At 51.9% G+C, this 15,242-nt stretch carries 17 protein-coding genes and 1 tRNA gene; 10 read left to right on the plus strand and 8 right to left on the minus strand.

Annotation, left to right across the window (positions count from 1 at the left end):
- Position 1: 1 nt before the first annotated feature.
- Positions 2-74, minus strand: a tRNA-Phe gene (locus RDO88_RS13125).
- Positions 75-207: 133 nt separating this feature from the next.
- Positions 208-1,209 (minus strand): malate dehydrogenase, encoded by a 1,002-nt coding sequence (locus tag RDO88_RS13130; protein WP_307759791.1) that lies wholly within the window; start codon positions 1,207-1,209, stop codon positions 208-210.
- A 148-nt stretch (positions 1,210-1,357) separates the two neighbouring features.
- On the opposite strand from RDO88_RS13130, the gene RDO88_RS13135 reads away from it, so the two are divergent.
- Positions 1,358-2,194 (plus strand): S1-like domain-containing RNA-binding protein, encoded by an 837-nt coding sequence (locus RDO88_RS13135; RefSeq protein WP_307759792.1) that lies wholly within the window; start codon positions 1,358-1,360, stop codon positions 2,192-2,194.
- A gap of 211 nt (positions 2,195-2,405) precedes the next feature.
- Here RDO88_RS13135 and RDO88_RS13140 read toward each other — a convergent pair whose 3' ends face one another.
- The 5 genes from RDO88_RS13140 to RDO88_RS13160 form a co-directional block, all read right to left on the minus strand.
- Complete coding sequence (locus tag RDO88_RS13140; RefSeq protein ID WP_307759793.1) at positions 2,406-3,734, minus strand: TolC family protein; 1,329 nt, start codon at positions 3,732-3,734, stop codon at positions 2,406-2,408.
- Between the two features lie 25 nt (positions 3,735-3,759).
- Positions 3,760-4,875: an efflux RND transporter periplasmic adaptor subunit gene (locus RDO88_RS13145; RefSeq protein WP_307759794.1), complete on the minus strand. Its 1,116-nt coding sequence runs from the start codon at positions 4,873-4,875 to the stop codon at positions 3,760-3,762.
- 61 nt (positions 4,876-4,936) lie between these two features.
- Positions 4,937-6,178, minus strand: coding sequence for an ABC transporter permease (locus tag RDO88_RS13150; RefSeq protein ID WP_307759795.1), 1,242 nt, complete (start codon positions 6,176-6,178; stop codon positions 4,937-4,939).
- A gap of 42 nt (positions 6,179-6,220) precedes the next feature.
- Positions 6,221-7,480, minus strand: coding sequence for an ABC transporter permease (locus RDO88_RS13155; RefSeq protein WP_307759796.1), 1,260 nt, complete (start codon positions 7,478-7,480; stop codon positions 6,221-6,223).
- Positions 7,481-7,573: 93 nt separating this feature from the next.
- Complete coding sequence (locus tag RDO88_RS13160) at positions 7,574-8,290, minus strand: ATP-binding cassette domain-containing protein (RefSeq protein WP_307759797.1); 717 nt, start codon at positions 8,288-8,290, stop codon at positions 7,574-7,576.
- A 448-nt stretch (positions 8,291-8,738) separates the two neighbouring features.
- On the opposite strand from RDO88_RS13160, the gene RDO88_RS13165 reads away from it, so the two are divergent.
- Positions 8,739-8,981, plus strand: coding sequence for a hypothetical protein (locus RDO88_RS13165; RefSeq protein WP_307759798.1), 243 nt, complete (start codon positions 8,739-8,741; stop codon positions 8,979-8,981).
- 418 nt (positions 8,982-9,399) lie between these two features.
- Here the strand turns inward: RDO88_RS13165 and RDO88_RS13170 are convergent, their stop codons facing one another.
- Positions 9,400-9,807, minus strand: coding sequence for a hypothetical protein (locus tag RDO88_RS13170; RefSeq protein WP_278531186.1), 408 nt, complete (start codon positions 9,805-9,807; stop codon positions 9,400-9,402).
- Between the two features lie 133 nt (positions 9,808-9,940).
- On the opposite strand from RDO88_RS13170, the gene RDO88_RS13175 reads away from it, so the two are divergent.
- The 8 genes from RDO88_RS13175 (at position 9,941) to RDO88_RS13210 (ending at position 15,223) form a co-directional block, all read left to right on the plus strand.
- On the plus strand, positions 9,941-10,156 hold the full coding sequence (locus RDO88_RS13175; protein ID WP_117615990.1) for a DNA-directed RNA polymerase subunit beta: 216 nt from the start codon (positions 9,941-9,943) through the stop codon (positions 10,154-10,156).
- Between the two features lie 21 nt (positions 10,157-10,177).
- Positions 10,178-10,570, plus strand: a complete 393-nt coding sequence (locus RDO88_RS13180) for a hypothetical protein (protein ID WP_307759799.1) — start codon at positions 10,178-10,180, stop codon at positions 10,568-10,570.
- Between the two features lie 143 nt (positions 10,571-10,713).
- Positions 10,714-11,088 carry a hypothetical protein gene (locus tag RDO88_RS13185; RefSeq protein WP_307759800.1) on the plus strand — a complete coding sequence of 125 codons (375 nt, stop codon included), beginning with the start codon at positions 10,714-10,716 and terminating at the stop codon, positions 11,086-11,088.
- Positions 11,089-11,097: 9 nt separating this feature from the next.
- Entirely contained in the window at positions 11,098-13,137 is a 2,040-nt protein-coding gene (locus tag RDO88_RS13190) for a hypothetical protein (RefSeq protein WP_307759801.1), read from the plus strand.
- Positions 13,138-13,175: 38 nt separating this feature from the next.
- Complete coding sequence (locus tag RDO88_RS13195) at positions 13,176-14,054, plus strand: AAA family ATPase (protein WP_117911338.1); 879 nt, start codon at positions 13,176-13,178, stop codon at positions 14,052-14,054.
- Positions 14,054-14,680, plus strand: coding sequence for an AAA family ATPase (locus RDO88_RS13200; protein ID WP_149935343.1), 627 nt, complete (start codon positions 14,054-14,056; stop codon positions 14,678-14,680). The genes RDO88_RS13195 and RDO88_RS13200 overlap by 1 nt, the downstream gene beginning before the upstream one ends.
- Positions 14,681-14,682: 2 nt before the next feature.
- Positions 14,683-14,925, plus strand: a complete 243-nt coding sequence (locus RDO88_RS13205; RefSeq protein ID WP_195642071.1) for an RNA polymerase subunit sigma — start codon at positions 14,683-14,685, stop codon at positions 14,923-14,925.
- 1 nt (position 14,926) lies between these two features.
- Entirely contained in the window at positions 14,927-15,223 is a 297-nt protein-coding gene (locus RDO88_RS13210; RefSeq protein ID WP_195642072.1) for a DUF4406 domain-containing protein, read from the plus strand.
- Positions 15,224-15,242: the final 19 nt, after the last annotated feature.

Raw genomic sequence — 15,242 nt, forward strand, 5'->3', positions numbered from 1 at the left:
GTGGTGCCACCAGGAATCGAACCGGGGACACAAGGATTTTCAGTCCTTTGCTCTACCAACTGAGCTATGGCACCAAGTTGCTTTCTTGCGATTGCGGGTGCAAAGGTAAGCCTTTTTTTTGATACTGCAAACCTTTTCGTGGAAAAATATATAAAAAAAAGGTGCCTCCGCTGGGGAGACACCTTTTCATTATGATCGATTTCAGTATCAGTCGATGTTCGGGTTGATGCTGTGCCACTGGTCGATGGCAGGCAGAACGCCCATAGCGATCACCTCGTCGCGCAGGTTGCAGAGGTGCTTGTAGCTTTCCTGCAGCTTGGCTTCTTCTTCGGGCGTACCGTTCAGTTCTTTGTAGTGAACGCCGTCCTTGGTGATTTCAGTTTCCATAGCCATCATGATGTGGTCGAAACCGTGGCTGTGTACATACGTACCTGCCGGCCAGCGGAACGGCTTGCCACCCATAGCGGCAGCAATCATTTCGATGGAAACGTATGCCGGGCTCTGGAAAGAAGAGCGGCCGCGCAGAGCGATGATGTTGGCACCGCCTTTGGTAACCTTTGTCTGGATTTCGGCCCACTGTTCCTTGGTCAGCTCGGGAGTACCGATGATGTCGAGCAACGGCTTGCCGTCAACCTTGGCTGTAGAAGCGTATACGGCCATCTGCTCGCCGTGGCCACCGTATGTACGGCAGTTTTCAATCTTGTCCGGAGACATGTTGAAGTGCTTGGCCAGTTCGCTACGCAGACGGGTGCTGTCCAAAGCGGCCAGTGTAGTAACCTGAGAAGGTTTCAAACCGGAATACAACAGGGTGATCAAACCGGTGATGTCGGCCGGGTTGAAGATCACTACCACGTGCTTAACGTCGGGGCAGTAAGCCTTTACGTTCTTTCCGAATTCTTCGGCAATGGCAGCATTGCCTTTCAGCAAGTCTTCACGAGTCATGCCGGCCTTGCGGGCAGCACCACCTGAAGATACTACATATTTGGCACCTGTCAGGGCTTCCTTGATGTCGGAAGTGAACGTGAGGTTCACTCCTTCGAAACCGCAGTGGAACATTTCTTCTGCTACACCTTCCAAACCCGGAGCGTACGGATCGTACAGACAGATGTTCGGAGTGAGACGCATCATGATGGCTGTCTGAGCCATGTTGGAACCAATCATACCGCCGGCACCGACGATAGTCAATTTTTCATTTGTAAGAAATTCCATAATCTTGTTATTTAAAGGTGAATAAACAAATCTGTTTCAGAATTGCTCTGCAAATATACGGTTTTTCTCGCAGATTTGTGCATATAAAAAGTTATCTTTTGCTTGAAATGTGGTCTGTTATCCGTACCTTTGCCTAAAAAGATGTGTTATGGATATAAAATTAGGTAAATACAACACGTTGCGGGTGGTGAAGGAAGTCGATTTCGGCCTTTACCTGGACGGGGGAATCGAAGGCGAAATTCTGCTCCCCAAGCGTTATGTTCCCCAGGGGTGCAAGCCGGGCGACGAGCTCGAAGTCTTCATCTACCTCGACCAGGAGGAGCGGCTGGTGGCCACCACGCAGAAGCCCCTGGCGCAGGTGGGAGAGTTTGCCTGCCTGGAGGTGTCGTGGATCAACCAGTATGGCGCTTTCCTCAACTGGGGGCTGATGAAGGACTTGTTCGTGCCCTTTCGCGAGCAGAAGATGAAGATGGAGGTGGGCAGGAAGTACATCGTCCACGTGCATCTGGACGACGAGAGCTTCCGCATCGTGGCCTCGGCCAAGGTGGACCGCTACCTCTCGAAGGAGAAGGCCGACTACAAACCCGGCCAGGAAGTGGAGGTGCTGGTGTGGCAGAAGACCGACCTGGGCTTCAAGGCCATTATAGATAATAAGTATAGCGGCCTGCTCTACGAGAGCGAGATTTTCCAGCCCCTGCATGCGGGCATGAAGCTGAAGGCCTACGTGAAGCAGGTGCGCGAAGACGGCAAGATAGACCTTACCCTGCAGAAGATGGGTCAGGCGGGCGTGGAAGACTTTGCCTCCGTGCTGCTAGAGCACATCCGTAGCAATGGCGGGCGCACGACGCTCAACGACAAGAGTCCGGCCGAAGAAATCTATGCGCTTTTCGGCGTCAGCAAGAAGGTGTTCAAGAAGGCCGTGGGCGACCTGTACAAGAAGCGTCTGGTGGTGCTGGAGGCCGACGGTATCCGGCTGGCGCAGTAAATATATCGGACAGAATGCGGGCGAAGCGCCGTTCCGCTCCCCGTCCGGCGGAAAATGGGATTGAACCTCAGAGGGCTTATGTTTGAAACATTCGGGGTCTATGTTTGAAACATAAGCCCCCAATGTTTGAAACCAACAGAAAAGCCCGCTCAAGGCGGGCTGAAAACTTTTCTTCTCTCTGCTTTCGCGGAGAAGTTATGAATCCTTACATTTATTCGATGGGCACTCCCTTGTAGAAGTCCAGTATCTTCGTGCGGAACAGGTAGTCGTACTTGGCCTGCAGCTCGTCGCTTTGAGCCTTCATCAGGTTCTGCTTGGCTTCGTTGAACTCCACGGCGTTGGCTTTGCCGTTCTCGAACTTCTGCGTCATCAGGCGGAAGGACTCTTCGCTGGCCTGGGCGGCGGCATGGCTGCTGGCGTACTTGCTCTCGGCGGCGGTGGCGTTGTACCAGGCCTGCTGGATTTCCTTGTAGAGCGTCTTCTTGGCGTTGTCCAGCTGGAGGGCGTAGTTCTCCTGCTGGAGGCGGGCGGTGCGCACACGGTTGCGCGTGGCCAGGCGGTTGAAGAGGGGAACGCTGAGGCTCACGCCCACGTACTTGCTGAAGTTGTCGCCCATCTGCTGGCGGAAGGTGCGGTTGATGGTGGAGTAGTAGCTCGTACCCAGGCTTCCGTTGAGGCTCAGTTGCGGATAATAGCCGCTCTGGGCGATGCGGATGCTATGCTTGCTTCCTTCGAGGCGGTATTGGGCGGCCTGGATGGAAGCCTTGCCGGTGAGGGCGGTCTGATAGATTTCGTCGGGCGGAGTGACGGGCGACGGGCTGATGGCCGTAGAGGGTGACTCGAGCACGAAGCCTTCGGGCGATTCAAGTTCGATGAGCTGGCTCAGGGTGAGCAGGGCGAGGCGGTAGTCGTTTTCGGTCTGCACGGCCGTCATGCGGTCTTGCGCCACGCGGGCCTTGGCGTCGGCCACCTCGGCACTCGAAGCCTTGCCCACGCCTGCCAGTCCTTCGATGCGCTTGCATTGCTGGAGGCTCAGTTCCACCTGCCCGAGGGCCACTTCGTGGAGCTCCTGGTTGAAGAGCACCTGCAGATAGGCCGAAGCGATGTTGATGGAGATGTCTTCCTTGGCCTTCTCGAGGTCGGCGGTGGCGGCCTTCAGGTTCAGCTTGGCCAGGGCATACTGGTTGGGCAGCTCGAGGCCGGTGAAGAGGGGGATGCTGGTAGAGAGCTGCATGTTGGTGCCGTTGCTGGCCGTGTTGACGTAGACGGTGGAGTAGTCGCCGGTCGTCTCGTCGGGAACGGCGGTCTGCGTACGTCCCCAGTTCCAGCTCTGGTTGGCTCCTCCGCTCAGGTTGGGCAGGCGGGCCCACTTGGCGGTGTTCACTTCGACGGCGCTCTGCTCGGCCATGTTGGCAGCCTGGCGGATGTCGATGTTGTGTTCGATGGCGTGTTCGATGCACCGGCGCAACGACCACGTCTCCTGTGCTTGGAGGCCTGCGGCGAGGCAGGCCAGGGCGGCTATGGCGGATAGTCTGTTCATATCTGTACGGGTAGGGGTTTAGGGGTTAGTCTTCTTCTTCCTGGTTCTTGGTGTTGTTGCGTATCAGGTCCTTGTCGGTGATGCCGCTCTTGACGGCTATCTGGATGCCGTCGCTCATGCCCACTTCGATGGGTTGGCGGCGGAATACCTGCTGGGGCACGCTATCGGTGAGCACATAGACAAAGGTGCTGTCGTCCTTGAACTCCACGCATCCTTCGGGGATGGCGAGGGCCTGGCTGGCACGTTCGAGCACGATTTCGCCGTTGGCAGAGTAGCCCGAGCGAATGACCACCGTATCGGGAACACTAACGGCCGCTTTGATCTCGAACTGGTTGGCACCGTTGGCTTCGGTCGACTTGGGGGCGATGTACTCAAGCTTGGCCTGGAAGGTGAGGTCCTGCAGGGCGCCGATGGTAATCTTGACGGGCATGCCTTCGCTCACACGGCCCACCTCGGTTTCGTCGATGTTGCCGCGGAAGATGAGGTCGTTCATGTCGGCCACGGTGGCGATGGTCGTACCGTCGTTGAAGGTGTTGCTCATGATGACCGAGTTACCCACCTTGACAGGCACGTCGAGGATGAGGCCTTCGATGGTGGAGCGTATCAGAGTGCTCGAGAAGGAGGCGCTGTTCTGCGTGATACCTTCCTTCACAATCTGCAGGTTGTCCTTGGCGGCCTGAAGCTCCTCGCGGGCCTGCTTCACGGTCACTTCGCCCTTCTCGTACTCTTCGGAGCTGATGAGCTTGTCGGCATAGAGCTTCTCGAGGCGGGCAAAGTCGGTTTCGGCCTGGCGCCCGTTGATCTCGGCCAGGCGTACGCGGCTCTCGGCGGCGTTGAGCGTACCCAGTTCGGGGATGACCTTCACCTTGGCTATCACTTCGCCTTTCTTCACCTTCTGGCCGGCTTCCTTGTAGACCTCCTCGATGATGCCCGATATCTGAGGCTTGATGAGGACTTCGTCTCTCGGCTCTATCTTGCCGGTGACGACGGTGGTCTTCTCCAGATCGGCCACGGCGGGGCGGACGGTGTCGTAGAGGGTGATTTCGGGTTGGGACTTCTGGTACAGGAACACGAAGGTCCAGATGAAGATGCCGGCCACGATGACCAGCAACGCGATTTTCAGAATCTTTCTTGTTTTCATGTCGGATATGTTTTTTGTTATTGTTTCTATAGTAAGATGGAGTGAATCGGAGGTGAAACGGCTATTCGTCGCGTATCGCCTCTATCGGCTTGATGGCCATGGCGCGATAGGCCGGCGCGAGGCCCGCCAGCACGCCGAGGGCGATGAGCAGCACGCAGGTGCCCACGGCCATGCCGAAGCTCACCTGATAGTGCGTCTCGACGACACCCTGCGGATTGGCCGCCGCCTCGAGCACCTGGAGCACCAGCACGGCCAGCGAGATGCCCGCCATGCCTGCCACGGTAGTCAGCACCATGCTCTCGGAGAGTATCTGCTGGAGAATGTCGCGCGGACGGGCCCCGATGGCTCGTCGGATGCCTATCTCGGTGGTGCGCTCGCGCACGGTGACCATCATGATGTTCGACACGCCGATGGCTCCCGCAAAGAGCGTGCCCAGCCCCACCATCCAGATGAGGATGTGCACACCCGTCATCAGGGCATCCATCATGGAGAACATCGCTTCCACGTTGAGCATCATCACCGCCTGCTGGTCGTCGGGCGAGATGTAGTGGGGCGTCTTGACGGTCTGTTTCACCTGCTCCTCCACGTCGGCCACCTTCACGCCCGGCTTCATGGTGAAGCAGATGACCTCCACGGTGTTGCCCAGGTTGTACATCTTCTGCATCGTGGTGTAGGGCAGGGTGACGGCTTCGGAAGCCTGTCCCTGTATGTTGACGTTGCCCTCGGACGAGCACATGCCCACCACGCGGTAATAGATGCTGTCCACTTGCACATACTTGCCGCAGGGGTCGCCTCCCTTGGGGAAGAGGCTCTCGTAGACACGCTTGCCGATGACGCACACCTTGCGCGCCTCGCGGATGTCCACGTCGTTGATGAAGCGTCCGTAGGTGATTTCCTGATGCTCTATCTGCTCGTAGTCGGGGTAGAGCCCCTTGACGCTGCAATCGTACTTGTTGCCTTCGTAGATGGCCGTCTTGCCCCACTTGGCGATGGAGGGTGTGGCGATTTCTATTTTGTCCAGCTTGCCGATGCGTTCCACGTCGGCTATCTCGAGTTCCCAGTAGCGGCCCTTGCGGAAGCCCTTGTAGGCTTCGCCCGTGGGTTGGGCAAAGAGGAATCCCGAGTTGGTGGCGAAACCTTCGAACTGCTTGCGCAACTCCTGCTCCATGCCCTGGCCGCCTCCCATGAGGGCCACGAGCATGAAGATGCCCCAGAATACGCCGAAGGCCGTGAGCAGGCTCCGCGTCTTGTTGCGGGTGATGGTGACGAGGATTTCCTCGCAGGTATCTTTGTCTATTTTCATAATGCCTGATTTTCAATTATCCATTTTCCATTCTCCATTCCATTAATCCGCCCTCAATGCCTCAATCGGCTTGATTTTCGTGGCCTTGCGGGCAGGGAAGAACCCGGCCAGCGTGCCGGCTACGATGAGCGTCAGCGTGGCCTGTATGGCGATGCGGAGGTCCACCGTCGGGTCGCTGAACATCTTGGCTTGGAACATGCTGGCGTCCATCGTCTGGTTGCCGAAGGTGTTGTCCATCCACTCCGTCACGCCGATGCCCGCCACCATGCCGATGTAGCCGAAGAGGGTGGTGATGACGACGCTCTCCACGATGATGAGCCACAGGATGGAAGCCGGCTTGGCACCCAGCGCCTTGCGGATGCCGAACTCATGGGTGCGCTCGCGCACGGTGATGAGCATGATGTTCGACACGCCCACGATGCCGCTCAGCAACGTAAAGATGCCGATGACCCAGATGGCCGTGCGCAGGATGCCCATGGCGTTCATGGTGCGCAGGTAGTCGGTAAAGCGGTTCCATATCCAGATGGCGCTCGTGTCGTCGGGCGAGAAGCGGTGGTTGGCGCCGATGACGCGGCGGTATTCCTTCTCGAAGGCTTCGTTGCTCTCGATGGAGGTCAGGTTGCGGGTGGTGAAGATGATGCTGTTCAGCTTGTTGCCCTTGTTGTAGATGGTCTGCAGGGTGCTGAAGGGGATGAATGCCTGGTTCGGCTCGCGGTCGCCCGAGTCGTTGTAGAGCCCCACTACCTGATAGGCCACACCGCCGGCGTTGACAAACCGCCCGATGGGATCGGTGTGCGTTTTGCCGAAGAGGATTTCGGCCGACTTGTGGTGGAGCACGATGACCTTGCGGCGTTCCTTCAGGTCCGTCTGGTTGACAAAGCGTCCGGAGGTGATTTCCACCGTCTCCGTTTCGCCATAGTTGGGATACACACCCATCAGCGACAGGTTGACGTATTCTTTCCCGTAGCTGATGTTGACGCTTCCCTGTTGCAGGGTGGCGCCTGCGCTGGTCACGTTTTCGCGGAACTTCGTTTCAGTGTCCTCTATGTCGCGGTTGTCCAGCTCGATGCGCCGTCCTTCCTTCAGGCCGTCGTAGGGTTGGGTGGTCCAGCCGGGGAAGATGCGGATGGAGTTGAGCGAGCGGTTCATGGAGTTCTGCTCGAAGGCATGGATGAGGCCGTTGCCCGCGCCCAGCAGCACGATGAGCATGAAGATGCCCCATGCCACGGCGAAACCCGTCAGGAAGGTGCGCAGCTTGTTGCGCCGCAGGGTGCCGTATATTTCTTGCCAAAGGTCAATCATGAGAATTGAGAATTGAAAATTGATAATTGTGATAATTGTGATTTGTGATTTGAGAATGGGGGAATTTTCCATTCTCCATTCTCCATTTTCAATTTATTTCATGAACCCGTCGCGCCCGAAAGGCGAAGCGTCGTGGTTCAGGTTCTCTTCGATGGTGCCTATCACGCCGTCCTTGATGTGGATAATCTTGTCCGTCTGGTTGGCCACGCCGCTTTCGTGGGTCACGACGACGATGGTCATGCCCGTCTGGTGGAGGTCCTTCAGGATCTGCATCACTTCGACCGAGGTCTTGCTGTCGAGGGCGCCGGTTGGCTCATCGGCCAGGATGATTTGCGGACGGGTGATGAGGGCGCGGGCGATGGCCACACGCTGCTTCTGTCCGCCGCTCATCTCGTTGGGCATGTGGTGCGCCCAGTCCTTCAGGCCCAGGCGGTCGAGGTATTCCAGCGCCAGGGCGTTGCGTTTCTTGCGGCTCACGCCCTGATAGAACAGGGGCAGGGCCACGTTCTCCACCGCGTTCTTGAACGAGATGAGGTTGAACGACTGGAAGATGAAGCCTATCATGCGGTTGCGGTATTCGGCGGCGCGCGTTTCGCTCAGGTTCTTGATGAGCGTGCCGTTCAGGTAGTATTCGCCCGTGTCGTAGTTGTCCAGTATGCCCAATATATTAAGTAAGGTGGACTTTCCCGACCCCGATGCGCCCATGATGGATACGAACTCTCCCTTGGCGATGTCCAGGTTGATGCCCTTCAGGACGTGGAGCGGCGCTCCGTTGTAGTAGGTCTTGTTGATGTCTTTAAGTTGTATCACGACTTTCTCTTTTTTGATTTATGCTTGTTTTTTCGCTATTAGACGCACGACTTGTGCAAAAAGTTGCAAGCCGGACGGACTTTTTTTCATTTTTCTGCCAACGTGTGCGGGTTGTATGGGGCACAGAACGAAACGTATATTGAGGTTTGAGCGAAAATGTGTCTAAATCGGTTGATATACAAATGGTTGTGCGGAATATGGGTGGGTGGCTCTGCAAAACGAAACGTTTACGTGGGTTTAATTTGCAGCTACATTTAGATGCTTTTCGGGCATACGGATTTGCAGATAAGTTTAATTGGGTTTACATAGGGCTTACATGATTGATTAGGGTGGGGGAGTGCTTGGCAGCTGCGGCTGCTTTTTTTGTACCCGATTATTTGATATAATGTTACTTAAATTATTCCATATAATAGTTATTTGGTATTTTTGCGACAAAATATTATTAGTTATGGCAAAGGTAATACATATACATTTGACACACAGAATAGAAGGAACAAAGCGGAAAGACTGGTATTTTAGTAGTATAACGGCCATTTATACTGTTTTGACGGCAGAACAGGTGGGCGCAACGAAGAATTATCTGCTTCATGCAGGATTATCTGGTAACGGGACTGTATGCACCAAAAAGGCTATAATAAAGCAATCTACGCTCATTTCTTGCGGGCGTAGTGGAAATGTATCAGACGAATAATAAGTGGCTAAAAAGGCAATAAAAACGGCTTTAGAATGATCCGGTGTGGGGAGGTGGTTATACCTCCCCTTTTTTGTGCTTGAAATCGGTCTTTTTTGACGCTGGACATTCAGGTGGGCATTCAAAGTGGACATTCACTTTTATAGAACTGGACATTCAAAATAGGGTTTTGGCGGTGTGCGATACAGACATGCTAAAATACCACAATTTTAAAAATACCCCTTGTTTTTTATTTGATAGCCCCCCCCTAAAAACCTATCATTTTTCACGCTTTAGTTCTTAAATGCCCAAATATCAGTGTTTTTATACCCATATATGAAGGTAGGGGAGGGGGATTGCTTGGGAGGGGGACATCATGGGGGGTGATAGGGGGTACGCTTCGTTTCCCATCACTGGTGTATGGTAACAGTAAATCCGCCTACCCGACATTTGCAGTACCGGAAATGGACGCATCCGATACATGTTTTTCCTTTTCGATTGTCATTTGCCGGATTCGTTCCTCTAAGCGTCCGATTTCTCTATCTTGTTCCCTGATGATTTCTTCTTTTTCGCGAATTAAGGCAAGGAGAGAGGAGAGTTCGGTTGTTTGTGTTGTTGTAGATGATGTATTATAGTAAATATCACCTTTCCCTGTAAGTAACCAGGTAGGGTTTATATCATTATGTATTTCGATAATTTTCGACACCCATAAACTTGATATATCTGTTCCTTTGCTGATGCATCTTGAAATTACTCCATTTGAGCACCCAATAGCTTGTTCAAGCGCCCTTGTACTGATACCTTTTTCTTTAATTAGGATTGCAATCCTGTCGGAAATGTTCGCCATAAATCGTAAATTATCTACATAAAACTTTTTAGTGTCGAAAATATTCTATATATTTGCAGCGTGTTCAAAAAGGAACACCGCGCCAAATATACAAAAAAGGCGTGTGATTAGCGAATTTTAAGGATTAAAGAAAATGAAAGCAAAAGTAATTATAGCCCAAGCAACAGCTGAGACCGCCGAAACTCTTTACGGGCTGGTCAAGAAGATGGTAGATACAACAGCAATCAAGGCTTATCCCAGTGTGGATTATCAGGCAGTTTTCTTTTCGGCTGATAGATACGACTTAGACTTTGTAAAAAGAGTATTGGCGGATAAGTGCTTTTCTTTCAAAATTGAAGATGCAGAATAATACAATAAAATAAGTGAGTTTATGACACAGCAAGAATTTATGGAACGGACGGGGATAACCCCTACAGTAGAGGATTTTGATTACATCCATGCGGTTTATCTGAACACTTCGATGAACAAGGATGAGTTCTGCAAAGATTTCAAGAAACATGGGGACAGCCGGATTATCCGTGATGTTCATGTGCGGGTGCTGAACTATGAGATGAAATGTGAACGGCAAAAGGAAGTTATCGGCAATCTGACCGACTTCCTGATTGGCAAGGCGCATGCGTATGATGATACCGATTTTCGCAATCAAGCGGTAAGGTTGGTCGGTGAGGTGGAAGTGGTGAAACGGACCATCGAATTGGGGCTTCCGCTTTGGGATGAAGACAGAAAGGTTGTCCTTTCGATGATAGAGGAACAAGGCAAATAGATTCAGGATAACCCAGCGTGACAACCCGGAAGGCGTTAAGAGACGGGTGACGGTGTGGAAAGACACACGGGAGTGCATGGTTCTTGCGCCGGGGTTCGATTCCCCGGACTCCCTCCAATATTAATCATTAAAATAAGTGAGATATGAACAAGAGGTACATTCACATTACGAAAGCTGACCGCGACTTTATCGCAAAGGCGCTCAACGTGACAGAGAAGACTGTTTATAACGCTATCCGGTTTGATGACCGTCGTGGCAACTCCGAACTTTCTGCAAAGATCCGTAAGCTGGCCATGGACCGTGGCGGTATTGTGATGGTTGTTATTCCGGAAATAGAGACTTTCCATGATTATGACAATGTGATGCGTCAGTACTGTCCGAACGGTGCCTTAATAGAGCTTGACCGTAAAGACGGCAGTGGGCAGGTAATTTTCAAGGGGAAAACGGTGAAGACTTACGAGCATGTGATGGTTGCTGATATTAACCAAATCCAAGCGTTTGCATCGGCATTGAGATAGGAGGTGACTATGTTGGTGTATTACGGTAACATACAGTGTATTTCTGCACGCGAGCTCATAGATAAAGGCTATATCACCAAGTCCTGTTATGACAATTGGGTGAACCGTGGCCGTATCAAGGTGGTGCGCCGTGGTGGAGGTGCTGCTGGAAATTGCGCGTTGGTCGCCCTCAATAGTCTGCCTACCGAGTGCCTGGAGCGGGTAAAGGAAGACAACCCCGGAGGAACAAAGCAGGCACTTCGCCACTGGATACTGTCAAACTATGTGTTGGATCAGGCTGCAGTAGCTTATTTCTTGGATTGGGCCTCCCATTCTTCCAGCAACAGAGCTACGGACGAACTTGCCCGGAAATATGCGGTGAATGCTTCAGTTCTGAATACTTGTATCAAGCTTTATAACAGAAGCAACGATTACCGCAAACTGATGGGTGAAAAATATAACTGGGACATGATGGCCACTACCATCGAGACCTTACGCGAAGACTTTGGTCATGACCTTCCTGCCAGTACCCTGCGTTTCCGCAAGAAAGTGAACGAATACAAGCAGTACGGTTACGAATGTCTGATAACCGGAAAATTCGGCAACCAGAACAAACGGAAGGTAACTCACATGGACGAACGCCTGGTGATGAGTTTGAAAGTACTTCCCAACCAACCATACGGCAGTGATGTGCATGAAATGTATCTGTCGTTTGTATGCGGTGAGCTGGAAGTATGGGATCTGGAAACAGGGGAGATATTCAATCCGGAAAACTTTACGGATAAGAACGGGGAACCGAAAGAACTGAGCGAAAGCACTATCCGGAACATTCTGAACAACCCGGCAAACCAGCTGCTGATAGAGAAAGCCTTGCGTGGGCGTATGGAGTTCTATCATGAGCAAATGCCTCACATGCATCGTCATGGCGGTGATTTTTCTCTGTCACAAATTACGATGGATGACGTGGATTTGCCGCGCCGAATGAAAGGCGGCGAGTATGTGCATGCTTATTATGCCTATGATGTGGTGAGCCAGTGCCGTATCGGGCTGGCCTACGGACGGGATAAGGATGATGCTTTGGTAGTGGACTGTTTCCGTGATATGTTCCGGCTCATCGAACGCAACGGATGGGGTATTCCAGCCGGTATTGAGGTGGAGCAGCACTTGATGAGCAAGTATAAAGGAGGATTTCTGAAGGCAGGTGAGGTATTTAAGTTTGTGCATTTCTGTGCTCCACAGAACTCACAGGAGAAATATTCTGAACCCCTGAACGGTGCGTTCAAGACAACCATAGCACATAAGAACCATGAAGGCATTGGCCGCTGGTATGGTAAGGGTGCACGGCGGGTGGATCAGAAGAAAGTGAGCGACAGCAGCAACCACACCTGGGAAGACAAAAAGTATTATACGTTTGAAGAGCTTGTGGCGGATGACCGTCGCGATTGTGAAGAATGGAATAATACGCTTCACCCCAATCAGAAGAAATATCCCGGAATGACCCGTTGGGATGTGCTCGTTGCCAAAATCAATCCGACCCTTCGACCGCTTGATAAATTGACTTTGAGCAGATATATCGGAGAAAAGGTAGATACCAGTATTCGTAGAAATTCCACAGTACGTGTGGCAAATGCGGACTGGTGGCTGAGCGGTCCGGAAGTGCTGGAGCAGCTGGAACCAAACAACCGCAAGGTGACGGCTTACTATCTGCCGGATGAAGAGGGTAAGCCTACGGATGTCTTCCTGTACCAGAACGACCGCTACCTTGACAAGGTTCGTCCGGTAGTGACTTACAACCGGGTGATGGCAGAACAGACCGAAGAAGACCGGGCTGCCTATACAGAGCAGGCTAAGATTGTAAGTCATTTCAGCAAATACCTCAAAGACCACGCCATCGGCAAGGTGGGCACCGGTACACCCGATCAGCCAACGGATGATCCGGAAGAGGAACTGGAACTTCCCCCGGTGGAACTATCCGATGATTTGCCAGCCGATTTGTCGGCAGATCCGGAATCTGATTATGAATGGCACTCCGGAATAAGCGAAGCAATGAGAGCCATCAGTGATATGTAAGAACAGAATTAGAACAACATTAAAACAGCGTTAGAATTATGATTACAGAAGCGCAAAAACAGAAGATTATAGCAGCGATAGCCGGCAACCGTGTGAACTATCCCAGTGATGCCAAGCATGCTGCCTCCTTGGGCATCAGTACGTCTGTGTACAGTGCAATCAAAAACGGACAGACAGACAAAGCCCTGAGCGATGCCAACTGGATAAGCATTGCCCGCAAATTAGGGGTGAACCTCCGTGGTGAAATGGAATGGAAAGCAGCCAAGACCCCGACATTTGAATATATCACAGCCCAGCTGGAGTTTTCACAGCAGTCCAGCCTGTCGGGTATCTTGTGCGACATGCCCAATATCGGCAAGACTTTCACGGCACGTTATTATGTGCAGAGCCACAAGAATGCCGTTTATATCGACTGCTCGCAGGTAAAGACCAAATTGAAGCTGGTACGCAAGATTGCTGCAGAGTTTGGTGTGGACAGTAAGGGAAAGTATTCTGATGTGTATGAAGATCTGGTATATTACCTCCGTTCTATGGAAACCCCGCTTATCATCCTCGATGAAGCAGGCGACCTGCAGTATGAAGCTTTCCTTGAACTGAAGGCCTTGTGGAATGCCACTGAACGCTGCTGCGCATGGTACATGATGGGGGCAGACGGATTGAAAGAGAAAATCAACCGCTCCATAGAATGCAAGAAGGTGGGTTATACCGAAATGTTGAGCCGTTATGGTGACCGGTACAGCAAGGTGACTCCGGATGATGGCAAGGAACGCGAACAGTTCTTGAACAACCAGGCACGTATTGTGGCCAAGGTAAATGCCCCGGCAGGTGCTGATATAGCCCAGATTGTACGGAAGACACGCGGTGGTTTGAGAAGAGTCTATACTGAGATTGAAAAACTTAAAATGACAGCGGAATAATGAAGCGTGCGTACAGTCCGAAGGAAATAGCTGCCAAGAAATGGGTTACTCTGCCGTGGAATGAGAAATGGAGCAAACCTTTCGGGTTTCCGGCAGAGAACGCTTCGTGGTTCATCAGTGGTGCCAGTGCCAGCGGGAAGAGCAGCTTTGTAATGCAGCTTGGAAAGGAACTGTGTAACTATGGGCCGGTGCTGTACATGAGTTACGAAGAGAAAATCAACCAAAGTTTCCAACGGCGTATGGGTTATTTGAAGATGAATGAGGTGCAGGGTAAGTTTCGCGTGGTGACAGAAGGTAGCCTGGAGGAAGTGATTGCCCGACTGAAAAAACCGAAAAGCCCGAAGTTCATCATCATTGATTCCTTCCAGGTGGCCGGATGGGACTATCCGCAGGCTGTGGAACTGATGGAAACCTTTCCGAAGAAATGTTTCATCTGGATCAGCCAGGAAAAGAAGAGCCAGCCGATGGGTGGCGGTGCAGTAAGATTGAAATATATCTGTGATATGAAGATTCGGGTGGTCGGTTATAAAGCTTATTGTCAAGGACGCGCCATTGGAGACCCGGGAAGCTATTATGTGGTATGGGAAGACGGAATCATTCAAACAAGTAATAATTTACCAAAGTGATTATGGATAATAACGAAAAGGCTTTTGAAAGCTACACCGGAACGGAAGAGTTCCAGATCCTGCTGGACGGAAATTCCAGCCGGGCAGTATTGGATGACTGGCTGGAGCGAAACATTCAAAGTGACCTGAAAGTGAGAAGAGCGAAAACGCCCGGTCATGTCGTAATAGAAACGGGTGATGTCTTGTTTGCACGTAATGTGCTGATATGGAATCCAAGTTGTAAAGTCAACATCAAAAAGAAGTGATATGGAAAAAGACAAAGTTTACATCAGTGGTGCAATAGCCCACTACAATATCGATGAGCGCAAAGGTGCGTTCCTCGATGCTGAAAACAGATTGCGTGCTATGGGGTTCGTTCCGGTGAATCCATTCAAAAACGGACTGCCGGATGAAGCGCACTGGAGAGAGCACATGCGGGCGGACATCCGTCTGTTACTGGATTGTAATTTTATCTATATGCTACAAGGATGGGAATTGAGTAAAGGAGCTAAGCTGGAGCTTGATGTGGCCAGTTCGTGTGGCATTAAAGTATTGTTTGAATAACCTTTTAATAGTGAATATA

The sequence above is a fragment of the uncultured Mediterranea sp. genome (assembly GCF_902493215.1).
Lineage (GTDB): Bacteria > Bacteroidota > Bacteroidia > Bacteroidales > Bacteroidaceae > Bacteroides.